At 66.8% G+C, this 25,548-nt stretch carries 28 protein-coding genes; 19 read left to right on the top strand and 9 right to left on the bottom strand.

All coding sequences use genetic code 11. From position 1 onward, the window contains the following. Positions 1 to 83 precede the first annotated feature (83 nt). From D3874_RS11185 to D3874_RS11175, 3 genes are read left to right on the top strand one after another with little or no spacing between them, the layout of a single operon-like run. Positions 84 to 2,441 (top strand): cellulase family glycosylhydrolase, encoded by a 2,358-nt coding sequence (locus D3874_RS11185; protein ID WP_158595940.1) that lies wholly within the window; start codon positions 84 to 86, stop codon positions 2,439 to 2,441. 36 nt (positions 2,442 to 2,477) lie between these two features. After that, positions 2,478 to 2,735: a type II toxin-antitoxin system Phd/YefM family antitoxin gene (locus D3874_RS11180; RefSeq protein WP_119778152.1), complete on the top strand. Its 258-nt coding sequence runs from the start codon at positions 2,478 to 2,480 to the stop codon at positions 2,733 to 2,735. After that, positions 2,735 to 3,142, top strand: coding sequence for a type II toxin-antitoxin system VapC family toxin (locus D3874_RS11175; RefSeq protein WP_119778151.1), 408 nt, complete (start codon positions 2,735 to 2,737; stop codon positions 3,140 to 3,142). The genes D3874_RS11180 and D3874_RS11175 overlap by 1 nt, the downstream gene beginning before the upstream one ends. Positions 3,143 to 3,305: 163 nt before the next feature. Here D3874_RS11175 and tyrS read toward each other — a convergent pair whose 3' ends face one another. Then, positions 3,306 to 4,556, bottom strand: coding sequence for a tyrosine--tRNA ligase (tyrS, locus tag D3874_RS11170; protein WP_119778150.1), 1,251 nt, complete (start codon positions 4,554 to 4,556; stop codon positions 3,306 to 3,308). 209 nt (positions 4,557 to 4,765) lie between these two features. On the opposite strand from tyrS, the gene D3874_RS11165 reads away from it, so the two are divergent. Beyond that, the gene (locus D3874_RS11165; RefSeq protein ID WP_119782253.1) at positions 4,766 to 5,884 is read left to right on the top strand and encodes an anhydro-N-acetylmuramic acid kinase; all 1,119 of its coding nucleotides are present in this window, start codon (positions 4,766 to 4,768) and stop codon (positions 5,882 to 5,884) included. Here D3874_RS11165 and D3874_RS11160 read toward each other — a convergent pair. Next, a complete protein-coding gene (locus tag D3874_RS11160; protein WP_119778149.1) occupies positions 5,851 to 6,495 on the bottom strand; it encodes an alpha/beta hydrolase in 645 nt (214 codons plus the stop codon). The genes D3874_RS11165 and D3874_RS11160 overlap by 34 nt on opposite strands. Positions 6,496 to 6,773: 278 nt before the next feature. On the opposite strand from D3874_RS11160, the gene cysE reads away from it, so the two are divergent. The 13 genes from cysE to D3874_RS11100 all read left to right on the top strand — a co-directional run bounded on the left by cysE (position 6,774) and on the right by D3874_RS11100 (position 15,431). Continuing rightward, positions 6,774 to 7,520 (top strand): serine O-acetyltransferase, encoded by a 747-nt coding sequence (gene cysE / locus D3874_RS11155; RefSeq protein WP_119778148.1) that lies wholly within the window; start codon positions 6,774 to 6,776, stop codon positions 7,518 to 7,520. 13 nt (positions 7,521 to 7,533) lie between these two features. Continuing rightward, positions 7,534 to 7,995 carry an Rrf2 family transcriptional regulator gene (locus tag D3874_RS11150; RefSeq protein ID WP_119778147.1) on the top strand — a complete coding sequence of 154 codons (462 nt, stop codon included), beginning with the start codon at positions 7,534 to 7,536 and terminating at the stop codon, positions 7,993 to 7,995. A gap of 16 nt (positions 7,996 to 8,011) precedes the next feature. Then, positions 8,012 to 9,181 carry a cysteine desulfurase family protein gene (locus D3874_RS11145; RefSeq protein WP_119778146.1) on the top strand — a complete coding sequence of 390 codons (1,170 nt, stop codon included), beginning with the start codon at positions 8,012 to 8,014 and terminating at the stop codon, positions 9,179 to 9,181. After that, a complete protein-coding gene (locus D3874_RS11140) occupies positions 9,174 to 10,436 on the top strand; it encodes an IscS subfamily cysteine desulfurase (RefSeq protein ID WP_119778145.1) in 1,263 nt (420 codons plus the stop codon). Before D3874_RS11145 ends, D3874_RS11140 begins: the two co-directional genes overlap by 8 nt. Positions 10,437 to 10,463: 27 nt before the next feature. Next, the gene (gene iscU, locus D3874_RS11135) at positions 10,464 to 10,850 is read left to right on the top strand and encodes a Fe-S cluster assembly scaffold IscU (protein ID WP_119778144.1); all 387 of its coding nucleotides are present in this window, start codon (positions 10,464 to 10,466) and stop codon (positions 10,848 to 10,850) included. A gap of 11 nt (positions 10,851 to 10,861) precedes the next feature. Next, positions 10,862 to 11,206: a HesB/IscA family protein gene (locus tag D3874_RS11130; protein ID WP_119778143.1), complete on the top strand. Its 345-nt coding sequence runs from the start codon at positions 10,862 to 10,864 to the stop codon at positions 11,204 to 11,206. Between the two features lie 164 nt (positions 11,207 to 11,370). Beyond that, positions 11,371 to 11,613: a J domain-containing protein gene (locus D3874_RS27950; protein WP_147385621.1), complete on the top strand. Its 243-nt coding sequence runs from the start codon at positions 11,371 to 11,373 to the stop codon at positions 11,611 to 11,613. Then, positions 11,589 to 11,957: a Fe-S protein assembly co-chaperone HscB gene (hscB, locus tag D3874_RS11125; protein WP_119778142.1), complete on the top strand. Its 369-nt coding sequence runs from the start codon at positions 11,589 to 11,591 to the stop codon at positions 11,955 to 11,957. The genes D3874_RS27950 and hscB overlap by 25 nt, the downstream gene beginning before the upstream one ends. Beyond that, positions 11,954 to 13,840 carry a Fe-S protein assembly chaperone HscA gene (gene hscA / locus D3874_RS11120; protein ID WP_119778141.1) on the top strand — a complete coding sequence of 629 codons (1,887 nt, stop codon included), beginning with the start codon at positions 11,954 to 11,956 and terminating at the stop codon, positions 13,838 to 13,840. The genes hscB and hscA overlap by 4 nt, the downstream gene beginning before the upstream one ends. A gap of 29 nt (positions 13,841 to 13,869) precedes the next feature. Beyond that, the gene (locus tag D3874_RS11115; protein WP_119778140.1) at positions 13,870 to 14,208 is read left to right on the top strand and encodes a ferredoxin family 2Fe-2S iron-sulfur cluster binding protein; all 339 of its coding nucleotides are present in this window, start codon (positions 13,870 to 13,872) and stop codon (positions 14,206 to 14,208) included. 1 nt (position 14,209) lies between these two features. Continuing rightward, positions 14,210 to 14,413 carry a Fe-S cluster assembly protein IscX gene (gene iscX / locus D3874_RS11110; RefSeq protein WP_199699338.1) on the top strand — a complete coding sequence of 68 codons (204 nt, stop codon included), beginning with the start codon at positions 14,210 to 14,212 and terminating at the stop codon, positions 14,411 to 14,413. Continuing rightward, positions 14,410 to 15,078, top strand: a complete 669-nt coding sequence (gene tenA / locus D3874_RS11105) for a thiaminase II (protein WP_233559911.1) — start codon at positions 14,410 to 14,412, stop codon at positions 15,076 to 15,078. The genes iscX and tenA overlap by 4 nt, the downstream gene beginning before the upstream one ends. After that, the gene (locus tag D3874_RS11100; protein ID WP_158595939.1) at positions 15,075 to 15,431 is read left to right on the top strand and encodes a TfoX/Sxy family protein; all 357 of its coding nucleotides are present in this window, start codon (positions 15,075 to 15,077) and stop codon (positions 15,429 to 15,431) included. The genes tenA and D3874_RS11100 overlap by 4 nt, the downstream gene beginning before the upstream one ends. A 113-nt stretch (positions 15,432 to 15,544) precedes the next feature. Here the strand turns inward: D3874_RS11100 and D3874_RS11095 are convergent, their stop codons facing one another. The 4 genes from D3874_RS11095 to phaP all read right to left on the bottom strand — a co-directional run bounded on the left by D3874_RS11095 (position 15,545) and on the right by phaP (position 18,791). Then, a complete protein-coding gene (locus tag D3874_RS11095; protein ID WP_119778137.1) occupies positions 15,545 to 16,345 on the bottom strand; it encodes an enoyl-CoA hydratase/isomerase in 801 nt (266 codons plus the stop codon). Between the two features lie 4 nt (positions 16,346 to 16,349). Then, positions 16,350 to 17,150 (bottom strand): enoyl-CoA hydratase-related protein, encoded by an 801-nt coding sequence (locus tag D3874_RS11090; protein ID WP_119778136.1) that lies wholly within the window; start codon positions 17,148 to 17,150, stop codon positions 16,350 to 16,352. 121 nt (positions 17,151 to 17,271) lie between these two features. Then, positions 17,272 to 18,060, bottom strand: a complete 789-nt coding sequence (locus tag D3874_RS11085) for a proteasome-type protease (RefSeq protein ID WP_119778135.1) — start codon at positions 18,058 to 18,060, stop codon at positions 17,272 to 17,274. A gap of 89 nt (positions 18,061 to 18,149) precedes the next feature. Beyond that, positions 18,150 to 18,791, bottom strand: coding sequence for a TIGR01841 family phasin (gene phaP, locus D3874_RS11080; protein WP_119778134.1), 642 nt, complete (start codon positions 18,789 to 18,791; stop codon positions 18,150 to 18,152). A 258-nt stretch (positions 18,792 to 19,049) separates the two neighbouring features. Here phaP and D3874_RS11075 point away from each other — a divergent pair, with 258 nt between their 5' ends. Then, complete coding sequence (locus tag D3874_RS11075; RefSeq protein WP_119778133.1) at positions 19,050 to 20,501, top strand: coniferyl aldehyde dehydrogenase; 1,452 nt, start codon at positions 19,050 to 19,052, stop codon at positions 20,499 to 20,501. 181 nt (positions 20,502 to 20,682) lie between these two features. Here the strand turns inward: D3874_RS11075 and D3874_RS11070 are convergent, their stop codons facing one another. The 3 genes from D3874_RS11070 to parE all read right to left on the bottom strand — a co-directional run bounded on the left by D3874_RS11070 (position 20,683) and on the right by parE (position 24,975). Continuing rightward, positions 20,683 to 22,221: a DEAD/DEAH box helicase gene (locus D3874_RS11070; protein WP_119778132.1), complete on the bottom strand. Its 1,539-nt coding sequence runs from the start codon at positions 22,219 to 22,221 to the stop codon at positions 20,683 to 20,685. A 163-nt stretch (positions 22,222 to 22,384) separates the two neighbouring features. Beyond that, positions 22,385 to 22,939: a hypothetical protein gene (locus tag D3874_RS11065; protein WP_119778131.1), complete on the bottom strand. Its 555-nt coding sequence runs from the start codon at positions 22,937 to 22,939 to the stop codon at positions 22,385 to 22,387. Between the two features lie 53 nt (positions 22,940 to 22,992). Beyond that, on the bottom strand, positions 22,993 to 24,975 hold the full coding sequence (gene parE, locus D3874_RS11060; protein ID WP_456306444.1) for a DNA topoisomerase IV subunit B: 1,983 nt from the start codon (positions 24,973 to 24,975) through the stop codon (positions 22,993 to 22,995). A 73-nt stretch (positions 24,976 to 25,048) separates the two neighbouring features. Between parE and D3874_RS11055 the strand changes: the two genes are divergently transcribed. Further along, positions 25,049 to 25,483, top strand: a complete 435-nt coding sequence (locus tag D3874_RS11055) for an acyl-CoA thioesterase (protein ID WP_119778129.1) — start codon at positions 25,049 to 25,051, stop codon at positions 25,481 to 25,483. The last annotated feature ends 65 nt before the right edge of the window (positions 25,484 to 25,548 follow it).

The following is a 25,548-nucleotide window of genomic DNA, read 5'->3' as shown; positions in this document are numbered from 1 at the left end:
CGCTCAAGTCAACTTGCAGCCCGCGGCCAAAGGCGGCATGGGTACTCCTGAGGGTGGCCGGCAAGGCCGGGGGAGAACGATCAATGACGTTGGTCACGCTTCGGGTGTCAGCGGATAGCTGGCAGGGTGGCGCCGCGTTCACCGTGGTCGCCGACGGTCAGCAGATCGGCGGCACCTTCACGGCAACAGCCGATCACCCGGCGGGCCTGTGGCAGGACGTCGTCATCGACATCGGCACGCAATTCGGCACGGCCGGGCCCAGCGAAATCGCGGTCAATTTCATCAACAATGCCGCCGGCGCGGACGGCGACCGCAACCTCTACATCGATTACATCACGGTCGGCGACAATCGCTTCGAGGCCGAATTCGCGGCCTACCAGACCGGGCACGAGGGGCTTTGGTGGACACAGGCGGCGCTCTATTCGAACGGCGCCCTGGTGTTCGACACCACGCCGCCGCCGGTGGACCCGACGCCGGGCCTGGACCTGGTCGGCATCTCCTTCTCGGGCGGCGAAAGCACCAACCCGCCCAGCCCCGACGACGAGCTGGGCACCCACTATTTCTACCCGACCCATGCCGAGCTCGATTACTACCTGGACAAGGGCCTGAACGTCATCCGGGTGGCCTTTCTGTGGGACCGCATCCAGCCGACGCCATCGGGCGCCTTGTCGGCCAGCGAGCTGGCCCTGCTGGACGACATCGTCAATTACGCCACCTCGCGCGGCGTGAAGGTCGTCCTCGACGCCCATAACCGGGGTTCGGCCTACGGCAGCACGATCGGCAGCCCGGAATTGCCGATCTCGGCCTTCGCGGACTTCTGGTCGCGCATGGCCCAGCACTATGCCGCCAACGAGAATGTCATGTTCGGCCTGATGGGCGAGCCGATCATGGATGCCTCGGCCTGGCTTCAGGCCGCCAATGCCGCCATCGCCGCGATCCGCGCGGCGGGCGCCACGCAGACCGTGCTGGTGCCCGGCGTCGACTGGGACAGTGCGCTGGGCTGGATCGTGACCGACAATGCCCCGGTCATCGGCACGGGCGTGGTCGATCCCGCCGACAACTATGTCTTCGAGGTTCACCAGTACATGGACGCCGACGGCGGCGGGATGCAGCCCGACACGGTTTCGGCGACCATCGGCGTCGACCGCATCCGCGCGGTCACCGAATGGGCCCGGGCCAACGGGCAGAAGCTGTTCCTGGGCGAGGTGGGCGCCAACAGCGACACGCTGGCGACCACGGCGCTGACCAACATGCTGGCCTATATGGCGCAGAATTCCGACGTCTGGGTGGGTGTAACCTATTGGGAGGCAGGCACCTCCTACCGCTACTACTTCACGATCTCGCCGGTCGACGGTGTCGACACGCCGCAGATGGATGTGCTGGAGAGTTTCATCCCCGTTCACAACGATATCCTGGTCGGCGGTACCGGCACGGAGACGCTGGCCGGCGGCCTGGGTAACGACCTCTATTACGTCAACGGTGCCGGCAACTTGGTAGTCGAGGGGGCGGGGCAGGGCTTCGACATCGTGTTGGCCAGCGTCAGCTATACGCTCGACGGCAATGCCCATGTCGAGCGGCTGGCGGCGGCGGACGCGGCGAGTACCACGGCCCTCAACCTGACGGGCAACGGCTTCGACCAGGAAATCACCGGCAATGCCGGTGCCAACAAGCTCGATGGCGGCGGCGGCGCCGACACGCTCAGCGGCCTGGGGGGCAACGACATCTACTATGTAGACAACGTGGGCGACCTCGTCATCGAGGCCGCGGGCGATACCGGCGACAAGCTCATGCTCAGCGCCAACTACGTGCTGGCGGCGGCGGCCGAGATCGAACGGATCGAGGTGCGCAGTGCCTCCGGCCTCTCGGTCGTGGCCAATAATTTCGTGAACCGGCTGACCGGCGGCGATGGCGCGGATATCCTGGCCGCCGGCGGCGGGGACGACACCGTGCTGGCGGGCAACGGCAATGACATCGCGATGGGCGACGCCGGCCAGGACACGCTGCAGGGCGAGGCCGGCGGCGACCGTCTGGAAGGCGGCCTGGACAACGACACGCTGGACGGCGGGGCGGGGAGCGACGTGCTGGTCGGCGGCGCCGGGCGCGACAAGCTGAAGGGCGGCGCCGACTGGGACCTGTTCTATTACACCGCCCTGTCGGACAGCCCCGCCGGTACCCCCAATCGCGACATCATCCAGGATTTCGAGGCGGGCCTGGACCGTATCGATCTGCGGCTGATCGATGCCGTCACCTCGACCAGCGCCGACAATGCCTTCCAGTTCATCGGCACGGCGGCCTTCGGCGGCGTGGCGGGTCAGTTGCGTGCCGTCACCAGCGGCAACAACACGATCGTGTCGGCCGACGCCAACGGCGACGGCGCGGCCGATTTCGAACTGACCCTCACGGGCACCTACACGCTGACGGCGGCTGACTTCCTGCTGTAGTTGACCGAGGCAAAGCAATTGTAGTATTGTTGCTACATGCCGACGACAACCATTTCCAGCCGTGACTTCAACCAGGATATCGGCCGCGCCAAGCGCGCAGCGGACGACGGGCCGGTCATTATTACCGATCGGGGTCAGCCGGCCTACGTGTTGCTGCGTCACGACGCCTATTCGAAGCTGACCGGCGGTGGGCCGAGCATCCGCGAACTGCTCGATCAACCGGGCATTGAGGACATCGATTTCGATCCGCCGAAGTGGGGCACCGGTATCTTCAAGCCGGCAGACCTGGGCTGATGTTCCTGCTGGACACCAATGTCCTGTCGGAACTTCGGCGTCGTGACCGCACTGACGTCAATGTCGCCGCCTGGGCCGACAGCGTGCCGGCCGCACAGATGTTCCTGTCGTCGATTACCATCCTTGAGATCGAAGCCGGCGCCTTGCTGATCGCGAGGCGCGATCAAGCCCAGGGCACCGTGCTGCGAAGCTGGATCAACCACAAGGTTCTACCTGCCTTCGACGGGCGTATCCTGGCAGTCGACACGCAAGTCGCACTGCGCTGCGCGCCGCTGCACGTTCCTGATCCACGCCCCCAACGCGACGCGCTGATCGCCGCCACCGCGCTCGTTCATCGCCTGACCATCGTGACCAGGAACGTAAAGGATTTCATGCCGATGGGCGTCGCCCTGTTGAACCCTTGGTGAGGCGCCGGGCACGCCGGCTGTGCGTCCTTCGAGACGGCCCTTCGGGCCTCCTCAGGATGAGGAAAACTATTTTGGCACAAAGACTTCCCTCATCCTGAGGAGCCATGCGAAGCATGGCGTCTCGAAGGACGCACAGCGCCTCTCCAAGGCCGCAGACGCCGGGTCAGTCGGCAACGATCAGCGCGTGGCGTTTCTTGCCGGCAGACAGCTTGACCGAGCCGTCAGTACCCAGGCCGGTTACCTTGGCGAATTCGTCGGCCACCGGCTGGTCGTCCAGGCGGACACCGTTGCCCTTGATCAGGCGGCGGGCCTCGCCGTTGGAGGCGGCCATGCCGGCCTTGACCAGCAGTTCGTAGACCGGCACGCCTGCCGCCAGGGCGGCGGTATCCACCGCGATCCTTGGCAGCGTATCGGCAACGGTGCCTTCCTCGAAGGTCTTGCGCGCCGTCTCGGCTGCCGCCGCGGCCGCCGCGGCGCCATGGGCGAGTGTCGTCGCCTCGGTCGCCAGGATCTTCTTGGCGTCGTTCAACTCGGCGCCTTGCAGCGCTTCCAGGCGGGCGACCTCCACCGCCGGCAGTTCGGTGAACAGGCGCAGGAAGCGGCCGACGTCGCCATCTTCCGTGTTGCGCCAGAATTGCCAGTAATCGTAAGGCGACAGCGCATCCTCGTTGAGCCAGACCGCGCCCTTGGCGGTCTTGCCCATCTTGGCGCCCGAGGCCGAGGTGATGAGTGGCGAGGTCAGGCCGAACAGTTCGATGTCGGCGACGCGCCGGCCCAGGTCGACGCCCTGGACGATATTGCCCCACTGGTCCGAGCCGCCCATCTGCAGGCGTACGCCATGGCGGCGCGAGAGTTCGGCGAAGTCGTAGGCCTGCAGGATCATGTAGTTGAATTCGAGGAACGACAGGTTCTGCTCGCGCTCGAGGCGCAGCTTCACGCTGTCTTGCGACAGCATCCGGTTGACCGAGAAATGCCGGCCGTAATCGCGCAGGAACTCGATGTAGTTGAGCTGCGACAGCCAGGCGTCGTTGTCGACCATCACGGCGTCGGTCGGGCCGTCGCCGAAGGTCAGGAATTTCGCGAAGACGCGCTTGATGCCGGCGATGTTCTGGGCGATGCGCGCCTCGTCCAGCAGGGGACGGGACTCGTCGCGGAACGACGGGTCGCCGATCTTGGTGGTGCCGCCGCCCATCAGCACGATCGGCTGGTGGCCGGCCTGCTGGAGCTTGCGCAGCATCATGATCTGGACGAGCGAGCCGACATGCAGCGACGCCGCCGTGGCATCGAAGCCGATATAGGCGGCAAACGGCGCCTTCTGCGCCGCGAGCGCGTCGAGGCCCTCGAGGTTCGTGCACTGATGGATGTAGCGGCGTTCGGTGAGGACCCGCAGAAAGTCTGATTTCAAGCTCGTCATGGTGCGCGGGGTGTAGCATGACCGGATACGGCGGGACAACCGGAGGCGAATCGTGACGCCACAAGCAATATCCCCCTCCGCCCTTTGGGGGGAGGGGTCGGGGGAGGTGGGTTGGGCCGGTTCGTGGTGGCGACCGTAAACCCGTTCTGTCCGACGACCTCCTCACCCAACCCCCTCCTCCCTCGGAGGAGAGGGCGATGACGGCCGTGATGCGGGCATTGGGCCTGATGAGCGGGACGTCGGCCGACGGCATTGACCTGGCGCTGATCGATACCGACGGCGAGCGCATCGCCCATTTCGGCCCGGTCATGACGGTGCCCCTGACCCCCACGACCCGCGCCGCCATCCGCGAGGCCAGCCGCGTCGCCGCCGCCTGGGATCCCGGCCAGGCGGTGCCAGGCGCGGTGCGCGAGGCCGAGGCCCGGGTCACCGAGGCGCACCGCGCCGCCATCGAGCATTTCCTGGCCCGGACGGGCACGCCGCGCGACGCGATCGGGGTCATCGGTTTCCATGGCCAGACCATCCTGCATCGCCCGGACCAGCACCTGACCTGGCAGATCGGCGACGGCCTGGCCCTGGCCTATGAATTCAGCATCGACGTGGTCGGCCAGTTTCGCCTGGCGGACGTCGCCGCCGGGGGCCAGGGCGCACCCTTCGCCCCGCTGTATCACCAGGCCCTGGCGCGGGGCATGATGGAACGCGACGGGCCGATCGCCGTCTTGAACATCGGCGGCGTCTCGAACCTCACCTGGATCGGCCTGGACCCGGAGGAGGCGCCGGTCGCCTTCGATTGCGGCCCCGGCAATGCCCTGATCGACGACTGGGCGCTGGCCCACACCGGCCGGCCGGTCGATGCCGATGGGGCCCTGGCCGGGGCGGGCGAGGTCGATATCCAGATCCTCAACCAGATGATGGATCACCCGTTCTTCGACTTAGGCGTGCCCAAATCGCTGGACCGCGACGACTTCACCCTGGGCGCCGTGCGCGGGCTTGCGGCCGAGGATGGCGCCGCGACTTTGACCGCTTTCACGGTCGAGGCGATCGCCCAGGCGCGGGTGCATTTCCCCAGGCCGGTGACCCGGTTCCTGGTCACCGGGGGCGGGCGGCACAACCCGGTCATGATGGAGATGCTGGGTACCCGCCTGGGCGTGGCGGTGCAGCCGGTGGAGAGTGCGGGCTGGCGCGGCGACAGTATCGAGGCCGAGGCCTTCGCCTATCTCGCCGTGCGCGCCTTGCGCGGCTTGGCCCTGAGCCTGCCGACGACCACCGGCGTGCCGGTGCCGATGCCGGGTGGTCAGGTGTTCCGGCCCATGCGCATGTCGAGGTAGCCGCCGCAGATCCGCACGAGGTCGTCCATCTGGTCTTCGAAGAAGTGGCCGGCGCCCTTGATGGTCTCGTACTTCACCTTGATGCCGCGCTGGTTCGACAGGCGGGTGGCGAGCTTGGCCACCTCCGGCTCGGCCACCACCTGGTCGTCGGTGCCCTGCAGGATCAGGCCGTCGGACGGGCAGGGCGCCAGGAAGGTGAAATCATAACGGCTGGCGGGCGGTGCGACCGAAATGAAGCCGTTGATTTCGGGCCGGCGCATCAGAAGCTGCATGCCGATCCAGGCGCCGAAGGAGAAGCCGGCGACCCAGCACTCCGCGGCCGACGGGTTGTAGGTCTGCATCCAGTCGAGTGCCGAGGCGGCATCGGAGAGTTCGCCGGCGCCGTTGTCGAAGCTGCCCTGGCTGCGCCCCACCCCGCGGAAATTGAAGCGCAGGACCGAAAAACCGCGGTTCACGAAGGTGTGAAACAGGTTGTAGACGACCTTGTTGTTCATGGTCCCGCCGAACTGCGGGTGCGGGTGCAGGACCAGGGCCACGGGCACGCCGGTGCCGGCATGATGGTAGCGGCCTTCGAGTCGCCCGGCCGGGCCGTTGAAGATGATCTCAGGCATTCCGGTCCCCTTGACGCGATACCCGACTGTTTTGCTCAACTGCTGGGGTAATCATGCCGCTACGCCCTTGGAACATGGCGGCCTTGCCCGTGCATATACTTGACTAAAACAGTCGGACAACCTAAATCTGACCCTGGCGGTCGGACTTGTCGGTCCCACCGCCAAAATGCGTGGCGGGGCGGAGGTATACACGGCCGGCTTTCGCTGATGCAAGAAAACTCGACTGAAGAGGCTCGGCGCCGCCGGCGCGGGTGCTTTTCGACCCAGCAGGGGCAGGCATGTTTACGCGGTTGAAGGACGAGATAGACAGCTACATCGCCCGCGATCCGGCAGCCCGGTCGCGGATCGAGGTGCTGTTGTCCTATCCCAGCTTCCATGCCGTCGCCATGCACCGGGTGGCCCATTGGCTTTGGCAGCGCGACTGGCGCCTGTCGGCACGCTGGTTTTCCTATCTGGCGCGGCTGTTCACCGGCATCGAGATCCATCCGGGCGCACAGATCGGCCGGCGCCTGTTCATCGATCACGGCCTGGGCGTGGTGATCGGCGAGACCGCGCAAATCGGCGACGACGTGACGCTCTATCACGATGTCACCCTGGGCGGCCTGTTGCCGTCGGTCAATTCGCGGGCCCAGGTCGGGGTGAAGCGTCATCCCACCTTGCGCGACCGGGTCATCGTCGGGTCGGGCGCGCAGATCCTGGGGCCGATCACGGTGGGCGAAGATGCCCGCGTCGGCGCCAATGCCGTGGTGGTCAGCGATGTCGCGGCCGCGACCACGGTGGTCGGCATTCCGGCCAAGCCGGCGAATGCGGCACCCCGGCTGGTCGACCGGGCGCTGGACTTCTGCGCCTACGGCACCATGGGCGGCAAGATGCCCGATCCGGTCGAAGACGAAATCGAGAGCCTGGTGGCGCGGGTACATGCCCTGTCCGCCCGGGTGGCCGAACTTGAATCCCGGCTGGGCGGCACGGCCGAACCGCACGGCGAGGTGGTCGAAGGACCCCATGCCGCGGCGGCCAACCATTGAGGAGGCGAGGCAGATGAAACTGTCCACGCGCGGGCGCTATGCCGTCATGGCCATGGTCGATCTGGCGGCTCATGGCGAAGGAAAGCCGGTCTCGCTGGCCGATATCGCCGAGCGGCAGGAGATCTCGCTGTCCTATCTGGAGCAATTGTTCGGCAAGCTGCGGCGCGGCGGCCTGGTGAAGAGCGTGCGCGGTCCCGGCGGCGGTTACGTCCTGGGGCGCGGCGCCAACGACACCCGCATCGCCGATATCGTGCTGGCGGTGGACGAGCCGATCAAGGCAACGCGCTGCGACCTTGCGACCTCGGCCGGTTGCCGGGGCAATCGCGGCCGCTGCGCTACTCACGACCTGTGGGAAGAGTTGAGCCACCAGATCCACCTCTATCTCTCCAGCGTCTCGCTGGCTGACGTGGTCAGTCGCCGGGTCCTGGGGTCGAGCGGCCTGGTGCTGCGCGACCCCGTCGAACGTGTCGCCTGAGGAGGTTCATGAACCGATGAGCAGCGTCGCCGCCTATCTCGACTACAACGCCGGTGCGCCGACGCGCCCCGTGGTGGTCGAGGCTGTGACGGCGGCCTTGAGCATCGGCGGCAATCCCTCGTCGGTCCATCGCAGCGGGCGCCTGGCGCGCCGCGCGATCGAGGAGGCCCGTGATGCCGTCGCCGCCCTGGCGGCCGTGGATGCGGCAGATGTCATTTTCACCAGCGGCGGCACCGAGGCCAGCAACATGGCCCTGCTGGGCGCCGTGCGCGGCGGCCTGGTGCAGCGGCTCGTCATCTCGGCGGTCGAGCATGATGCGGTGCGCGCCGCGGCCCTGGCCGCTGGCGTGCCGGTCGAGATCCTGCCCGTGGACGGCGACGGCGTGATCGATCTCGTGGCTCTCGGGCGCCTGCTGGCGGCCGGCCCGGGCCGGGCGCTGGTTTCGGTGATGCTGGTCAACAACGAGACCGGTGTGATCCAGCCGGTGGCGGAAGCGGCAGCGATCGCCCATGGCCACGGCGCGCTGGTCCACAGCGACGCGGTGCAGGCGGCGGGCAAGCTGGCCCTGGATGTCCAGGCGCTGGGCGTCGACCTGCTCAGCCTCTCCGCCCACAAGATCGGCGGGCCGGCGGGTGTCGGTGCCCTGGTCAAGCGGGCGGGGCTGGAACTGGCACCCCTGCTGTTCGGCGGCGGCCAGGAATATGGCCGCCGGGCCGGGACCGAGAACCTGGCCGGTATCGCCGGCTTCGGCGCCGCGGCCAGGGTTGCGGTCGAGGAATTGCCGCAGGTGGCGCGGATCGCCGCCCTGCGTGACCTGTTGGAGCGTGAGGTAACGGCAAGGGTGGCCGCGGCCCGGATCTTCGGGGCCGGCGCTGCGCGGGTCGCCAACACGAGCTGTATCGGGCTCGCCGGCGTGCCGGCGGAAACCCAGGTGATGGCGCTGGACCTGGCCGGCGTGCTGGTCGGCGCGGGGGCTGCCTGCTCCTCGGGCAAGGTGCGGCCCAGCCCGGTGATCACGGCCATGGGCGAGGCGGAAGCGGTTGCCCGGTCGGCCATTCGCGTCAGTCTGGGCTGGGCCTCGACCATGGCCGATGTCGAACGCTTCCTGGGTGCTTATATCGAATTTGCCGGACGCGCGTCGCTTATGCGTTCCGGGCTTGGTCAGAAGGAATTGAGTCATGGCTGACGGGACCGCCGAGAGGGTCAACGGGTCGGAGACCCGCCCCAACATCCAGTTGCCGATCTATCTCGACTATCAGGCGACCACGCCGATGGATCCCCGGGTGCTGGACGCCATGATGCCCTATTTCACAGGCAAGTTCGGCAACCCGCACAGCCGCAGCCACAAGTTCGGCTGGGAAGCGGAAGAGGCGGTGGAGAACGCCCGCGAGGAGGTGGCCAAGCTGATCGGCGCCGACCCGCGCGAGATCATCTTCACCAGCGGCGCCACCGAATCGAACAATCTGGCGATCAAGGGCGTGGGCCACTTCTACAAGGACCGCAAGGACGAGATCGTCACCGTGGTGACCGAGCACAAGTGCGTGCTCGACACCTGCCGCCACCTGGAACAGGAAGGCTTCAAGGTCACCTACCTGCCGGTCGCGCAGAACGGCCTGATCGACCTTGAGCAGTTGCGCGCGGCGGTGACGCAGCGCACGGCGATCGTCTCGATCATGGCTGTGAACAACGAGATCGGCGTGATCCAGCCCCTGGCCGAGATCGCCAAGATCGCCCATGAGAAGGGCGCCTTCTTCCACACCGACGCGGCCCAGGCCGCCGGCAAGATCCCGCTGGACGTGAACGCCCTGGGGATCGACCTGATGTCGATCTCGGGCCACAAGCTCTATGGTCCCAAGGGCATCGGCGCCCTGTTCGTGCGGCGCAAGCCGCGCGTGCGCCTGGTCGCGATGATGAGCGGCGGGGGCCAAGAGCGCGGCATGCGTTCCGGCACCCTGTCGCCGCCCCTGTGCGTCGGCCTGGGCGAGGCGGCGCGCATCGCCCGCGAGGAGATGACCCAGGACAACGACCGCATTCGCAAGCTGGCCGACAAGTTCTATGCGACAGTGAAGCAGCGCCTGCCCGACGTGTTCCTGAACGGCGACGTCGACCAGCGCATCCCGGGCAACCTGAACCTGTCCTTCGCCTATGTCGAAGGCGAGTCCCTGATCATGGGGATCAAGGACTTGGCGGTCTCGTCGGGTTCGGCCTGCACCTCGGCCTCGCTGGAGCCGTCCTACGTGTTGCGCGCGCTGGGCGTCGAGGAAGAGCTGGCCCACACCTCGATCCGTTTCGGCTTCGGCCGCTTCACGACCGAGGCCGAGATCGATTACGCCGCCGAGGCGATCGTGAACAAGGTTTCCAAGCTGCGGGAAATGAGCCCGCTGTGGGAAATGGTCCAGGATGGCATCGACATCAAGTCGATCCAATGGGCTGACCACTGAGCGGAATAAAATCAAGGAGTTACGGCAATGTCTTACAGTGAAAAATTGATCGACCACTACGAGAACCCGCGCAATGTGGGCTCGTTCGACAAGGGTGACGACAGTGTCGGCACCGGCCTGGTCGGTGCGCCGGCCTGCGGCGACGTCATGAAGCTGCAGATCAAGGTGAGCGCCGACGGCCTGATCGAGGACGCGAAGTTCAAGACCTTCGGCTGCGGTTCGGCGATCGCCTCGTCGAGCCTGGTTACCGAATGGGTCAAGGGCAAGAGCCTGGACGAAGCGGCGACGATCAAGAACACGCAGATCGCCCAGCACCTGGCCCTGCCGCCGGTGAAGATCCATTGCTCGGTCCTGGCCGAGGATGCGATCAAGGCCGCCATCGCGGACTACAAGGCAAAGCACGGCCAGTCGTAAGGAAGTCTGCCATGGCGCCAGCACTACGCCAGATCATGAGCATCACCGACCCCGCGGCCTCGCGGGTGAAGGAACTGCTCGACAAGCGCGGCAAGCCCTCGGCGGGCGTGCGCATCGGCGTGCGCACGGCCGGCTGTTCGGGCATGCAGTACACGCTCGAATACGCCGACGAGAAGGGCAAGTACGACGAGGTGGTCGAGGACAAGGGCGTCACCGTCCTGATCGACCCCAAGGCGGTGATGTTCCTGATCGGCACCAAGATGGATTTCGAGACCGACAAGCTGAAGTCGGGCTTCGTCTTCATCAACCCGAACGAAAAGGCCCGCTGCGGCTGCGGCGAGTCTTTCCACGTCTAGTCGTGCCCGTCATCCCGGCGAAGGCCGGGATCCATCGGGCGGCTGACGGAACCTTCGATTGATATGGCCGGGTGATCTGGCCCTGTATGGCGATGGATCCCGGCCTGCGCCGGGATGACGATTGAGTTGGAATGGCAATGTCTTCTGCCGCGACGGCACCGAACATGACGGCGACGTGCCAGGCCTGTGGCGCGGCGGTCGATGATGCGATCTGCGCGGCCTGTAACGCCTTGCAGCCGCCGGGCCAGCTCGATCACTTTGCGAGACTTGGCCTGCCGCGCGACTTTGCCCTGAGCGAGAAGACCCTGGAGCGGGCCTATTTCGCCGCCCAGCGCCGCTTCCATCCCGACCGCTTCGCCAGCCGGGGGCGAAGGAAAAGACCTTGTCGCTGCAGCACGCGACCCTGATCAACCAAGCCTATGAGACCCTGCGCGAGCCCTTGGCCCGGGCGCGCCACCTGCTGGAGAGCGCCGGCCGCCCCCTGCCGGGCGACGACGGCAAGACCATTGCCGATCCCGAACTGCTGATGGAAGCCATGGAATGGCGCGAGGCGCTGGACGAGGCAACCGACCTGGCCAGCCTGGCCCGGCGCATCGAGGCCGAGACCGGCGCGGTGGTCGCGCGGCTGGGCCAGGCTTTCGGGGCCGATGATCTCGACGGCGCGACGCGCGAGGCGCTGCGTCTTTCCTATCTTGCGAAACTGGGGCAGGAGCTTCGCCGCAAGCTCGCACCCAGGGTGGCCTTGTCATGATCCTGCTCGATATCCATGAACCCGGCCAGACGCCGCTGCCTCATGCCGAGGACGCGGCGACGGCGGCCGTGGGCATCGACCTGGGCACGACCAATTCGCTGGTGGCAATCGCGGTCGACGGCCGGCCGGAAATCCTGCGCGATGCCCTGGGTGACGGCCTGGTGCCTTCCGTCGTCGCCTACCTTGAAGGCGACGACGAGCCCATCGTTGGCCGCGTTGCCAAGCGCATCCTGGAGGATGAGCCCGACCGGGTGGTCGCCAGCGTCAAGCGCCTGATGGGCCGCGGGGCAGGGGAGGTCGCCACCTTAGGGGGACACCTGGCCCAGAAGACCCATGACGACGGCCAGGGCGGCATGGTGAAGCTCGACATTGGCGGGCGCATCATTTCGCCGGTCGAAGTCTCGGCTGAGATCCTGCGCAGCTTGAAGCAGCGGGCCGAAATGGTCCTGGGCAAGACGGTCGACCGGGCGGTGATCACCGTGCCTGCCTATTTCGACGATGCCGCCCGCACCGCCACGCGCGATGCCGCGCGTCTCGCCGGTCTGGAAGCCCTGCGCCTGGTCAACGAACCGACTGCCGCCGCCCTGGCCTACGGCCTCGACCGTGCGGCCGAAGGGCTTTACGCCGTCTACGACCTGGGGGGCGGGACCTTCGATGTCTCGTTGCTGAAGCTGGAGAAGGGCGTCTTCCAGGTGCTGGGCACCGGCGGCGACGCCGCCCTGGGCGGCGATGATTTCGACCATGCCCTGGCCGAGCACCTGCTGAAGCAGCGCGGCGGCGATATCGCGTCCCAGGACGTCAAGCGCGCCCTGTCCGCCGCCCGGCGGGCCAAGGAAGCCCTGACCGACGAAGATACCGTTACCGCCGATCTCGACCTGGGCGACCGGGCGACCCGCCACGAGATTACCCGTGCCGCCTTCGAGGCGCTGATCGCGCCGCTGGTCGGCCGCACCATCGAGGCGGCCCGCGCCGTGCTCCATGATGCACAAGTGAGCCCGGCCGAGCTCTCGGGTGTCGTCCTGGTCGGCGGTTCGACCCGGGTGCCGCTGGTCCGCCGCGAAGTCGCCCGCCTGTTCGGCCGCGATCCGCTGGCCGATATCGACCCCGACGAGGTGGTGGCCCTGGGCGCCGCCTTGCAGGCCGAGGCGCTGACCCGTGGCTCCGACACCTTGCTGCTGGATGTGGTGCCCCTGTCCCTGGGGCTGGAGACCATGGGCGGCCTGGTCGAGAAGGTGATCGGCCGCAACACCCCGATCCCGGTCAGCCGGGCCCAGGATTTCACCACCTATCAGGACGGCCAGACCGCCATGGCGATCCATGCGGTGCAGGGCGAGCGCGAGATGGTGGAGCAGAACCGCTCGCTGGCCCGCTTCGTCCTGGCCGGCATCCCGCCCATGGTGGCCGGGGCCGCGCGCATCCGCGTGACCTTCACCGTCGATGCCGACGGCCTGCTGACCGTCTCGGCCCGCGAGGCCTTGACCGGCACCGAGGCCCGCGTCGAGGTCAAGCCGTCCTATGGCCTGAGCGAGGACGAGATGGCCGGCATGCTCCAGGCCGCCTTCGAGAACGCCCGCAGCGACGTCACCACTCGCCTGCTGGCCGAGGCGCGGGTGGATGCCCGGCGCATGACCCTGGCCCTGGACGGGGCCTTGGCGGCTGATGGTGACCTTTTGTCACAAGACGAGCGCGGCGCCATCGATGAGGCCCGCGCCGCCCTGGAAGCGGTGATGGCGGGCGAGGATCGCGACGCCATCCTGACCGCGACCGAGGCCCTGGAAGCCGCGGCCCGGCCCTTTGCCGAGCTGCGCATGGACCGTAATATTCGCAAGGCGCTGGCCGGGGTCGAGGTCAGCCGGCTTGAATCCCGGCTGCAGGCGGGCTAAGCCTCGCCCCCGAGGATTTGGAGAGAACGATGCCCAAGATGGTCTTCATCAGCCCGGACGGTAAAACGCGCACGGAAGTGGACGCGCCCGTCGGCCTTTCGGTGCTGGAGATCGCCCACCGCAACAAGATCGACCTGGAAGGCGCCTGCGAAGGCTCGCTGGCCTGTTCGACCTGCCACGTGATCATCGACCCGGAATATTTCGGCGCGCTGTCGGAAGCGACCGAGGAGGAGGAAGACATGCTCGACCTCGCCTTCGGCCTGACCCACACCTCGCGCCTGGGCTGCCAGATCATCATGTCCGACGACCTGGACGGCCTGGTGGTGACCCTGCCGGCCGCCACCCGCAACATGATGGTGGACAAGTAAGGTGGCGGCCTTGCGCTGGACCGACGTCAACGATATCGCGATCGAGCTGGAAGAGGCTTACCCGCATGTCGACGTGGTGAACCTGCGCTTTACCGACCTGCACAAATGGGTGCTGGCCCTGCCGGGCTTCGCCGACGATCCCAACCGCTCCAACGAGAAGATCCTCGAAGCCATTCAGGCCGCCTGGATCGAGGAGCGGGCGTGAGCGCTGGCCTGTTCGGCCGCCTGCGCGATCTGGCGGCCGCCGACTGGCAAGCCTACACCGATCACCCCTTCGTCCACGGCCTGGCCCGGGGCGACCTGCCCCAAGCCTGTTTTCGCCGCTACCTGGTGCAGGACTACCTGTTCCTGATCCACTTCGCCCGGGCCTATGCCCTGGCGGTGGTGAAGGCGGACGATCTGGCCGGCATGCGCTCGGCAGCAAGCACCTTGACCGCGCTGATCGACCACGAGATGGCGCTGCATGTCGATTTCTGCCGCGGCTGGGGGATTGGTTTGCCTGAGATGGAAGCGGCCCCCGAGGCGCCAGAAACCATGGCCTATACCCGCTATGTGATCGAACGCGGGCTGGCGGGCGACGTGCTGGACCTCAAGGTCGCCCTGGCGCCTTGCGTCGTCGGCTACCGCGATATTGCCCTGGGGCTGAAGGCCCGGCCGGATTTCATGGCCGCCGGCAATCCTTACCTGCCCTGGATCGAGATGTATGCCGGGCCCGACTATGGCAGTCTGGCCGACGAGGCGGTGGCCGAACTGGACCGGCTGGGCGCCGTGCGCCTGACGCCGGCGCGGCTGCCCCTGCTGGCGCACACCTTCGCGCAGGCTTGCCGCCTGGAAGCGGCCTTTTGGGACATGGGATGGCGCGCGGCATGAGCGGGATCGTCGACCTTTTCATCGAACTGCTCGAACCGCTGGGCCCGGTGCGGCCGCGCAAGATGTTCGGCGGCACCGGCCTCTATGTCGACGACGTGATGTTCGCGCTGGAAGCGGGCGAGGTGATCTACCTCAAGGTCGCCGACCGTAACCGCCCGGATTTCGAAGCCGCCGGCTCGGCACCGTTCTCCTACGAGGGTAGGGACGGCCAGAACGTCATCATGTCCTACTGGTACCTGCCCGAGCACCTGCTGGACGAGCCCGACGAACTGCTCGTCTGGGCCCGCAAGGCGCTGGAAATCGCCCGGTCGTCGAAGACCAAGGCGCGGGCAAGGAAGAAAAAGAAGAAGTAGCCTCGCAGCACCATCGTGCGTCCTTCGACAGGCTCAGGATGAGGGCAATCTTTGTGGCAAAAAAAATTTCCTCATGGTGAGCCTGTCGAACCACGCAACTTGGTCGTCCGAGATTACTTCCCCTTGAAGGCCGCCGGCCGTTTCTGCAGGAAGGCGGCGACACCTTCCTGGAAGTCGGCGGTCTGGCCGGCCGCGCGCTGAAGCTGGCGTTCGAGGTCGAGTTGCTGGTCGAAGCTGCTCTCGAAGCTCGCGTGCATCATCTTGCGGATGTAGCCCAGGGTCACCGTGGGGCCATTCGCCAGCTTTTTGGCATAGGCCAGCGCGGTGGGCATCAGCTCGGCGTCGTCGACCACCTTGGTGATCAGGCCCCATTCGGCGGCCTTCTCGGCCGGCAGCTTTTCGGCCAGCAGGGCCAGTTCCAGGGCCCGGGCGCGGCCGACCAGGCGGGGCAGCAGCCAGGACGAACCACCGTCCGGCACCAGGCCGATCTTGGCGAAGGCCTGGAGGAAGCTCGCGGAACGGGCCGCGACCGACACATCGCCCATCAGGGCGAAGCTCATGCCGACGCCGGCGGCGGGGCCGTTGATCGCCGTGACGATGGGCATCTTCAGGTCGCGCAGGCGCTTGAACAGCGGGTTGTACCAGTCTTCCAGCACGCGGCCGACATCGGGCACGCCGTCATCGGCGAGGCCCTCGGGATCGGCCAGGTTGGCGCCGGCGCAGAAGCCGCGGCCGGCCCCGGTGATCAGCAGGCAGCGGGCGCCGGTGGCCGGATCCTCGGCCTGGGTCACCGCGGCGGTGATGTCGCGGATCATCGCCTTGGAGACGGCGTTCAGCGCCTCCGGGTGGTTCAGGGTCAGGGTGAAGATGCCGTCGGTAACCGAGACGGTAACGCGGGTGTACTCGTGGGCCATGGGGTCAAGCTCCGGTGAAATTGGCGGCACGTTTCTGCAGGAAGGCGGTGATGCCCTCGATCGTGTCCTGCGTGCCGAAAGCGATGCGCTGCGATTCCGCCTCGACGCCGAGCTGCTGGCCCAGGTCGTTGCCCTGGGAAGCGTCCAGCGCCTTCTTGATCAGGCCGAAGCCCCGGGTCGGCCCCGCCGCCAGGCGTTCGGCGATCGCGGTGGCTTCCGCCAGCAGCGCACTGTCTTCGACCGCGGCCCAGATCAGGCCCCATTCGGCGGCCTTCTCGGCCGGCAGCCTGTCGCCCAGCAGGGCGAGGCCGGTGGCGCGAGCCCGGCCGACCAGGCGCGGCAGGAACCAGGTGCAGCCCATGTCCGGCACGATGCCGAGCTTGGGCCCGAAGACCTGGATGAAGCTGGCCGACTTGGCCGCGATCACGATGTCGCAGGCCAGCGCCAGGCCGACGCCGCCGCCGGCGGTGACGCCGTTGACGGCGGCGACCACCGGCTTGCCCAGCGTGGTGATGCGCAGGATCAACGGGTTGATGACCGCGTGCATGTTCTGGGCGACGCCGTCGCCGATGGTGCCGCCTTCCGGCGCGTCGCGCGGTGCCGACAGGTCGGCACCCGAGCAGAAGGCCCGGCCGGCACCGGTCAACAGCACGGCGCGCACCTGGACGTCCGCCGCGACGGCGTCGAACACGGCATTGAGGTCGCTGAACATCGCGCCGTTGAGGCCGTTCAGCACCTCGGGCCGGTTCAAGGTGATATGGGCGACTGCTCCCCGTCGCTCGTAGACGAGCGTTTCATAGGTCATTGGGTCCTCTTTTTGCGCGGGACCGGGCGATTATGACCGTCAAAAGGGGCTTGTGAACCCTGTTGCCCCTAAGCCAGCGCGACGCGACGGCAAGGAGCGACCGATTCGGGCACCGGCCGCCCTAGCGCCGGCGCGGCCGGCTTTTGGAGACAGGGGAGGCGCCCACCGGCCAGTCGGGATCGGGCAGGGCGTCGAAGGCGGCGGAGAGGCCGCGCGACCAGGCATCCGACAGGCCGGTCATATAGGGATCGTTGCGCGGGATGCGGCGATAGAAGCCGACTTTCAGGCTGTCGCGGTCATAGACCAGGACGTCGATCGGCATGGCCACCGACACGTTCGAGCGCATGGTCGAATCGAACGAGATCAAGGTGCACTTGGCCGCCGTCGCCAGCGACGTCTCGCGTCGCACGATGCGGTCGATGATCGGCTTGCCGTACTTGGTCTCGCCGATCTGGAAATAGGTGGTGTCGGGGCCGGCCTCGATGAAGTTGCCGGCGGAATAGACGTGGAACAGGCGCGGCGGTTCCTGGCCGATCTGGCCGCCCAGGATGAAGGTGGCGTTGAAGTCGGTGCCGTGTTCGCGCAGGTGCTCGCCATCCAGGGCGTAGACCTCGCGCAGGGCGGCGCCGACGATGCGTGCCGCCTCGAACATGTTGGCGGCCTTGCTCAAGGCCCGGTTGGTGCGGCTGCGCGGCGCTTTTTCGCCGCTGTTCCAGGCCTTCAACTGGCCGACCACGGACTGGGTGATGGACAGGTTGCCCGAGCCCATGAGCACGATCACCCGGTCGCCGGGCGTCTCGAACACCGTCATCTTCTTGAACGTCGCCACATGGTCGACGCCGGCATTGGTGCGATTATCGGATGCGAAAACGAGACCGGCATCCAGCAGAAGGCCGACGGCATAAGTCATGAGGCGTTGATTTCCGAAGGCGCGCGTGGCGGCAAAACAAAGGGGGCGGCTGAAAAGCCGCCCCCTGATAACACGCCTTGGTCGAGAAATTAAGCGACGCGGCGCTTTTCGATCTCGGTCGCCAGGGCGGCAAAGCGCGCATGCAGCGGCTCGATCGCGGCGCGAACGGCCGAGGCAGCGGTCTCGGCGATCTTCTGGGAATGGGCCAGGTAGAGGTCGAGCGCGGTCTTGGTGTACTTGTCCTGCAGGTCGACGGCTTCGCCCAGCGACTTGACGGCCCACAGCTTCTTCGCCGTGCCGACGTTCTCTTCGGCGGCGACCTTGACGGCCTCGACGACGGCTTCGCCGACCGACTTGATGCCATCGGCAGCGGCCTTGCCCGAGGCGACGACGTCGGTGACGGTCGCCTTGCTGAAGGTGGCCACGTCGCCGTAGCCGGCCTTGACGGTGGCGTAGCGGTCGCGCACCAGCGAAGTCACCTTCGAGAGGTTGTCCTTCACCTCGGCAACGGCCTTCTTGGTGCTCTCTTCGACCTTCTCGGCCGAAGTGGTCACCTGCTCGCGGCCCCAGGCCACGGCCTTCTCGAGCTGGGTGGTCGCGGCGTCGAGCGCGCTTTCCACGGCTTCGCCCGCCTTGGCGGTCGCGCCTTCAACGGTCTCGACCGATTCGACAACGGTCTCGAGCACTTCACCGGCCACGTCGCTGGCAGCGGTCTTCTTCTTGGTCGCCATCTTTGCTCTCCTGAATCAGCGTTTCTTGGGGTTCGAAATAGGGGCGTAAGCAGGTACCGCGGTGCATCGCGAAGTCATGGTGCGGTGCAACATGAGACTTAGATAAGTGGGTCGGGCGCGTTCGTCAACCGATTTCTTTTGCACTGCACAAAACTGACTTATTGCATAAAGGGTGAAAATATTGCGTTGGCGGCGCTGGCGCTGCACAATCTGACTAATTGTCGGACAACGAGGCCAAGGGCCCGGGCGGAGGAAAAGATGAGTGTGGCGGAAGCACGGCTCGACATCGCGGGCACAACGGACATTGCAGGCTCCCTGCGCGGCATTCTCGACCGGCAGCGGGCGGACTTCCTGAAGGCCGGCCCCCCCAGCCTGGAGGAGCGGCGCGCCCGCCTCGACAAGCTGAGGGCCTCCCTGATGGACAACAAGGATGCCCTGATCGCGGCGGTCTCGGCCGACTTCGGTCATCGCTCCACGCACGAGACCCTGCTGACCGACTTCGTGGTCACGGTCGAGGGCATCAAGCACATGCGCAAGCATGTCGCCAAATGGATGAAGCCCGAGAGGCGGCCGGTCTCGATCAACTATTTCCCGGCTTCCAACAAGATCCTCTTCCAGCCGCTGGGCGTCATCGGCGTGATCTCGCCCTGGAACTACCCGATCCAGCTCGCCTATGCGCCGATGGCCGCGGCGATCGCCGCCGGCAACCGGGTCATGCTGAAGCCCTCGGAATACACGCCGCGCACCTCGGAGGCGATGGCCAAGGCCCTGCGCGCCGTCTTCACCGACAATGAAGTGGCGGTGATCACCGGCGGGCCCGACGTGGGCGAGGCATTCTCGCGCCTGCCCTTCGACCACATGCTGTTCACCGGGGCGACCTCGGTCGGCAAGCACGTGATGCGCGCGGCGGCGGAAAACCTGGTGCCGGTCACCCTTGAGTTGGGCGGCAAGTCGCCGGCCATCGTCGACCGTGCCGCGCGCATGGATGCGGCGGTCAGCAGCATCGTCACCGGCAAGCTGCTCAATGCCGGGCAGACCTGCGTGGCGCCCGACTATGTCTTCGTGCCCAACGACAAGCGCGAGGAGTTCGTCGACCTGGTTAAGGCCAAGGTCGCCAAGATGTATCCGACCCTGAAGGATAACGCGGATTACACCTCGGTGGTCAACCAGCGCCATTACGACCGGCTGCGCGGCCTGATCGCCGATGCCCAGTCCAAGGGCGCCCGCGTGGTCGAGGTCAACCCGGCCAATGAGAGCTTCGAGCAGCAGCCCAACCACAAGATCCCGCCGACCCTGATCCTCGATCCGACCGACGACATGAAGATCATGCAGGACGAGATCTTCGGCCCCCTGATGCCGATCAAGACCTACACCCAGATCGACGAGGCGATCGACTATGTCAACGGCCATGCCCGGCCCCTGGCGCTCTATGTCTTCTCCGACGACAAGGGCGCTCAGGACAAGGTGATGAGCCGCACCACCTCGGGCGGCGCCTGCATCAACGAGACGGTGATGCACGTCGGCCAGGAAGACCTGCCGTTCGGCGGTGTCGGCCCCTCGGGCATGGGTTCGTACCACGGCCGCGACGGCTTCATGACCTTCAGCCACAAGAAGGCGGTCATGCACCAGTCCAAGTACAACCTGCTGGGCATGATGCGCCCGCCCTACGGCAAGCGCATCGAGCGCCTGCTGGGCTTCATGCTGAAGTAACCTTGTAATCAGTATCGTCATCCCGGCGAAGGCCGGGATCCATTCCGGGGCAGCGCGCGACGTCCCAATGGATTCCGGCTTTCGCCGGAATGACGGTTGGGGGGCAGATAGAGACGCCCCCCAAAAAAGAAAAGCCGGCGTGATCGTAAAGGTCACGCCGGCTTTTCTTTGTTCCGTAGGATCAGGCGCTGCGTTCTTCGGCGGCGCGATGCTCGGGGTAGACCGGGCGCAGGATGAAGGCCGGCACATGGTCGCCGAAGCCGACCACGCTGGGGCCCAGGTCGTCGTCGCGGCGGCCGGGGCGGCGGTCGCGGCGCTGTTCGCTGCGATCGACCGCAAAGTCGGCACGATAGCGCTCAGAGCCCGAGCGGTCGGTGCTCGACGGCGGGGGCGCTGCCGGGGCCGCGGCACGTGGCGCGCGCTCTTCCTCGTCGCGGCGACGCCCGCGGACGGGCTCCTCCGCCGGTGCCTCCGGCGCCTTGCGCGGGGCCTTGTCCTTGCCGCTCTTGGGCAGCTTGACATGGCTGAGCGTCGCCACCGGCTTGTGGCGGCCGCGCTTGCGCGACTTGGCCTGCTCGTCGCTGAGCAATTCGCCCGCCTCGACACCCTCGACGACGATGCGCGGGATCGGCTGCTTGATCAGGTCCTCGATGGCGCGGACGAACTTGGCGTCATAGGGCGTGGCCAGGGTATAGGCCTTGCCCTCGCGCCCGGCACGGCCGGTGCGGCCGATGCGGTGGACGTAATCCTCGGCGTGGATCGGCACGTCGAAATTGAAGACGTGGCTGATCTCGGCGACATCCAGGCCGCGCGCGGCGACGTCGCTCGCCACCAGGATCGGCACTTCGCCCGACCGGAACCGGTCCAGCACCGCGGTACGCTCGGACTGGACCATGTCGCCGTGCAGGGCGGCGGCGTTGAAGCCGTGCTTGATCAGCGACTTGCCGACGATGTCGACGTCACGCTTGCGATTGCAGAAGATCAGCGCGTGGTTCAGCGTCTCGGTGCGCAGCAGGTTGCGCAGGGCGCCGCGCTTGTCGGCGTCCTCGACGATGATCAGCCCCTGGGTGACCGTGGTCGCGGTCGAGGAGGGGCGGCTGACCGAGATTTCCACCGGCGTGGTCAGGAAGGCGTCGGCCAGGCGCTTGATGTCCGGCATCATGGTGGCCGAGAAGAACAGGGTCTGGCGATTGGTCGGCAGCAGCTTGCAGATGCGCTCGAGGTCGGGGATGAAGCCCATGTCGAGCATGCGGTCGGCTTCGTCGACCACCAGGACCTTGATGCCGCTCATCATGATGCGGCCGCGCTCGTGATGGTCGAGCAGGCGGCCGGGGGTGGCGATCAGCACGTCGACGCCGCGGTCCAGCTTCTTGATCTGGTCTTCCATCGAGACGCCGCCGATCAGCAGCGCCATCGAAAGGCGGTGGTACTTGCCGTATTTCTCGAAGCTTTCGGCCACCTGGGCGGCCAGTTCGCGGGTCGGCTCCAGGATCAGCGAACGCGGCATCCGCGCCTTGGCCCGGCCGGCGGCCAGGACGTCGATCATCGGCATGGTGAAGGCGGCGGTCTTGCCCGTGCCGGTCTGCGCGATGCCCATGACGTCGCGACCGCGCAGCACTTGGGGGATGGCCTGGGCCTGAATCGGGGTCGGCTCGGTGTAGCCGCTCTCGGCCACCGCGCGCAGCACCTCGGCGCTGAGGCCCAGTTCTTCAAAACTCATTGAGCGTTTTTCCGCTTCCCTGCGGCACAACCGCCCGACCATCGGGCACCCGAATGCGGGCGTGTTTCCGCTGCGCTGCACAAAATTCCAGCAGGCGCGACGATAGACGAAAGCGCCCTCAAGTCAACCGCTGCCCTGGCAACGCGGTCATGCGTCGCGGGTGTCAAGGGATCGGAATATCGATTTCCGCCGGTTCCGGCTGGGGCAGCGGCATGATTTCCAGCAATGCCGCCTCGACCAGCTCGGCATAGAGCGGATCGCTCAGGCCGGCCGGTCGCGGTCCCGACGAACGGGCCGTCGACAGCGCCTTGTGATACTGGCAAAGCGTGGCGATGACCGCGAATTCGGGGCCGGCGTCGGCCGGGGCACCGGCCACCGGGGCCAGGTCCGCGAGCGGCCCGCAGGCCCGCTGATTGCCGATCGGCGACAGCGGGTGAAACAGCAGCACGACGCGGGTGGCGGCGCCGGGCGCCTCGACCAGGCCACGCGGGGCAACCGAGAAGGGCAGTTCGAGTGGCGCCAGGGCAGCGGCCGGCCCGACACCGGGAAACGGCGCGCCGACTACGGCGGCCGGCAGCTTGCCGTCGAGCGCCGCGGCATTGACGACGCTCGGGCTGTAGGCGTCGCGGTCGAGTTCCTGGTAGGTGACCGTGGCCGGCGAGAGGGCGCAGCCGCCGACCAGGGCGATCAGGCCCAGGCTCAAGATCCGATGGGGCATCCACGCGACTCCACTGTGTTCCAGCCTTGAATATGGCCTGCGCGGGCGCCCGATCAAATGTCCAGATCGGTGGCCCGGCCTGCGTTTTCCTGGATGAAGGCGAAGCGGGTTTCCGCCTTCTTGCCCATCAGGCGGTCGACCATGCCGGTGGTATCCACTTCCTCGCCTTCGAGCACGGTGACCCGGAGGAGGACGCGCTTCTTCACGTCCATGGTGGTTTCGCGCAACTGCGCCGCGGGCATTTCGCCCAGGCCCTTGAAGCGGCTGATCTCGACCTTGGCGCCGGGCTTGAAGTCGCGCTTGATCCGCCGCTCCTTGTCCTCGTCGTCCATGGCGTAGACGGACTTGGCGCCCTGGGTGATGCGGAACAGGGGCGGCAGGGCCAGGTAGAGGTGGCCCGAGCGGATGATCCCCGGCATCTCGCGCCAGAAGAAGGTCATCAGCAGCGAGGCGATATGGGCGCCGTCGACATCCGCGTCGGTCATGATGATGACCCGCTCGTAGCGCAGGTCGCCCTCGCGGAAGCGCGAGCCGGCGCCGCAACCCAGCGCCAGGACCAGGTCCGACAGTTCCTGGTTGGCCTCGAGCTTGCCCGCGGCAGCCGAGGCGACGTTCAGGATCTTGCCGCGCAGGGGCAACACGGCCTGGGTCGCCCGGTCGCGTGCCTGCTTGGCCGAACCGCCGGCCGAGTCGCCCTCGACCAGGAAGATCTCGGTCCCCTGGGCGGAATCGCGCGCGCAATCCGTCAGCTTGCCGGGCAGGCGCAGCTTGCGGGTCGCGGTCTTACGGCTGGTTTCCTTGTCGGCGCGCTTCTTCAGGCGCTCCTCGGCGCGGGCGATCGCATACTCGAGCAAAGCGGTGCCGGCCGCCGGATCGGAGGTCAGCCAATGTTCGAAGCGATCCTTGATAGCGGCTTCGACGAGCCGCGTCGCCTCGGGGCTGGTTAGCTTCTCTTTGGTCTGACCCTGGAATTGCGGATCTGGAATGAAAAGGGACAGCAGGGCGGTAGCCCCGCCAATAATATCTTCCGCTGTGATCTGGCTGGCGCGTTTGTTGTTGGTCAGTTCGCCAAAGCCCTTGAGTGCGCGGGCAAGGGCGCTGCGTAAACCAGCCTCATGCGTACCGCCTAAAGGTGTAGGCACGGTATTGCAGTATGTATGAATAAAAGGATCGCCATCGATCGGCCAAGCAACAGCCCATTCCACCTCCCCTGAGTTGCTGCCCGGCAAGCGGGCCTGGCCAACAAAGGGGGTGGGAGTCGTCGTCGGCGTGCCGTCGATTGATGCGGCCAGAAAATCGGCCAAGCCACCAGGAAAGCGCAGCGCATCGCTGGCAGGGGTGGTGTCGCCAACCGGAATCAATTCGGGTGCGCAAGACCAACGAATCTCGACGCCGCGGAAGAGGTAGGCTTTGGACCGCGCCATCCGATAAAGCCGGCCCGGGCGAAAATGGAGCGCCGTGCCGAAGATCTCCGGGTCGGGTTTGAAGGTGATCGTCGTGCCGCGCCGGTTCTGCACGGTGCCTAAGGGCAGAAGCTTTGTCGTCGGTTTACCGCGAACATAGGTCTGCTGCCAAACCTGCCGGTCGCGGGCAACCTCGATCACCATTTCCTCCGATAACGCGTTGACGACGGAGGATCCGACGCCGTGCAACCCGCCGGAGGTTGCATAGACCTTGCCACTGAATTTCCCGCCCGAATGGAGGGTGGTCAGAATCACTTCGAGGGCGGATTTGTCCTTGAACTTTGGGTGAGGGTCGACGGGAATGCCGCGCCCGTTGTCGCGGATGGTCAGGCGGCCGTCGGCGGCCAGTTCCACTTCGATGCGGTTTGCATGGCCGGCGACGGCTTCGTCCATCGCATTGTCGAGGATTTCGGCTGCCAGGTGATGGAAGGCACGCTCGTCGGTGCCGCCGACATACATGCCGGGGTGCTTGCGGACGGGTTCCAGGCCCTCCAGGACTTCGATGTCCTTGGCCGAATAATCACCGCTGGTCGGGGTGCGATCGAAAAGGTCTTCAGAATCGCTCATCGTCATGCTTTGGGAATGGGGAATCCGCAGTATAGGGTGCCCTGCACCCAAGCGCTAACCCACATCTTGTGGAGTGTCCATGAGCAATGAACCGTCCGGCCTGGTCCACCCGTCGACCCGGGGGCTGGAGCCGATCATCCGCACCGCCGCCCTGCCCAAGGATGCCAACGGCAACGGCGATATCTTCGGCGGCTGGATCCTCAGCCACATGGACATCGCCGCCGGCGTGCTCGCCGCCCGGCCCGCCGGCGGCCGAGTCGCGACCGTCGCCATCACCGCCATGACCTTCCACAAGGCGGTCTATGTCGGCGACCTGGTGTCGATCTACGGCGATGTCGTGAAGATCGGGCGGACCTCGCTGACCGTGCATCTGGAGACCTGGGTCGACCGCCACCGGGCGCGCGACGGCCACATCATCCCGCCCGAACGGGTGCGGGTGACCGAGGGCACCTTCGTCATGGTCGCGATCGACGACGAGGGCCGGCCGCGCCCGGTCGACTCGCAGGGTGCCTGACGATCGGGAGCCTAGGGTGGACCCGCCGGCGGGGGGAGCCGGCGGGTCCGGGGCACCGTCGGGGG

Origin of the sequence: Oleomonas cavernae, assembly GCF_003590945.1 — a bacterium.
In the GTDB taxonomy this organism is placed as follows: Bacteria; Pseudomonadota; Alphaproteobacteria; order Zavarziniales; family Zavarziniaceae; genus Zavarzinia; species Zavarzinia cavernae.
Note: the sequence above shows the minus strand (reverse complement) of the source record. Positions and strands in the feature narration are given on the sequence as shown.

Excerpts from the sequence above, each read along its gene's own strand:
- parE (WP_456306444.1), bottom strand. The coding sequence starts at position 24,975 with ATGACGATGAGCGATTCTGAAGACCTTTTCGATCGCACCCCGACCAGC.
- tyrS (WP_119778150.1), bottom strand. The coding sequence starts at position 4,556 with ATGACGAGCTTGAAATCAGACTTTCTGCGGGTCCTCACCGAACGCCGC.
- D3874_RS11130 (WP_119778143.1), top strand. The coding sequence starts at position 10,862 with ATGGCGCCAGCACTACGCCAGATCATGAGCATCACCGACCCCGCGGCC.
- D3874_RS11070 (WP_119778132.1), bottom strand. The coding sequence starts at position 22,221 with ATGAGTTTTGAAGAACTGGGCCTCAGCGCCGAGGTGCTGCGCGCGGTG.
- D3874_RS27950 (WP_147385621.1), top strand. The coding sequence starts at position 11,371 with ATGACGGCGACGTGCCAGGCCTGTGGCGCGGCGGTCGATGATGCGATC.
- D3874_RS11175 (WP_119778151.1), top strand. The coding sequence starts at position 2,735 with ATGTTCCTGCTGGACACCAATGTCCTGTCGGAACTTCGGCGTCGTGAC.
- D3874_RS11140 (WP_119778145.1), top strand. The coding sequence starts at position 9,174 with ATGGCTGACGGGACCGCCGAGAGGGTCAACGGGTCGGAGACCCGCCCC.
- D3874_RS11115 (WP_119778140.1), top strand. The coding sequence starts at position 13,870 with ATGCCCAAGATGGTCTTCATCAGCCCGGACGGTAAAACGCGCACGGAA.
- D3874_RS11085 (WP_119778135.1), bottom strand. The coding sequence starts at position 18,060 with ATGACTTATGCCGTCGGCCTTCTGCTGGATGCCGGTCTCGTTTTCGCA.
- D3874_RS11160 (WP_119778149.1), bottom strand. The coding sequence starts at position 6,495 with ATGCCTGAGATCATCTTCAACGGCCCGGCCGGGCGACTCGAAGGCCGC.
- hscA (WP_119778141.1), top strand. The coding sequence starts at position 11,954 with ATGATCCTGCTCGATATCCATGAACCCGGCCAGACGCCGCTGCCTCAT.
- D3874_RS11095 (WP_119778137.1), bottom strand. The coding sequence starts at position 16,345 with ATGGCCCACGAGTACACCCGCGTTACCGTCTCGGTTACCGACGGCATC.
- D3874_RS11185 (WP_158595940.1), top strand. The coding sequence starts at position 84 with ATGACGTTGGTCACGCTTCGGGTGTCAGCGGATAGCTGGCAGGGTGGC.
- D3874_RS11150 (WP_119778147.1), top strand. The coding sequence starts at position 7,534 with ATGAAACTGTCCACGCGCGGGCGCTATGCCGTCATGGCCATGGTCGAT.
- D3874_RS11165 (WP_119782253.1), top strand. The coding sequence starts at position 4,766 with ATGCGGGCATTGGGCCTGATGAGCGGGACGTCGGCCGACGGCATTGAC.
- D3874_RS11090 (WP_119778136.1), bottom strand. The coding sequence starts at position 17,150 with ATGACCTATGAAACGCTCGTCTACGAGCGACGGGGAGCAGTCGCCCAT.
- iscU (WP_119778144.1), top strand. The coding sequence starts at position 10,464 with ATGTCTTACAGTGAAAAATTGATCGACCACTACGAGAACCCGCGCAAT.
- D3874_RS11180 (WP_119778152.1), top strand. The coding sequence starts at position 2,478 with ATGCCGACGACAACCATTTCCAGCCGTGACTTCAACCAGGATATCGGC.
- D3874_RS11075 (WP_119778133.1), top strand. The coding sequence starts at position 19,050 with ATGAGTGTGGCGGAAGCACGGCTCGACATCGCGGGCACAACGGACATT.
- phaP (WP_119778134.1), bottom strand. The coding sequence starts at position 18,791 with ATGGCGACCAAGAAGAAGACCGCTGCCAGCGACGTGGCCGGTGAAGTG.
- D3874_RS11055 (WP_119778129.1), top strand. The coding sequence starts at position 25,049 with ATGAGCAATGAACCGTCCGGCCTGGTCCACCCGTCGACCCGGGGGCTG.
- D3874_RS11145 (WP_119778146.1), top strand. The coding sequence starts at position 8,012 with ATGAGCAGCGTCGCCGCCTATCTCGACTACAACGCCGGTGCGCCGACG.
- D3874_RS11100 (WP_158595939.1), top strand. The coding sequence starts at position 15,075 with ATGAGCGGGATCGTCGACCTTTTCATCGAACTGCTCGAACCGCTGGGC.
- cysE (WP_119778148.1), top strand. The coding sequence starts at position 6,774 with ATGTTTACGCGGTTGAAGGACGAGATAGACAGCTACATCGCCCGCGAT.
- D3874_RS11065 (WP_119778131.1), bottom strand. The coding sequence starts at position 22,939 with ATGCCCCATCGGATCTTGAGCCTGGGCCTGATCGCCCTGGTCGGCGGC.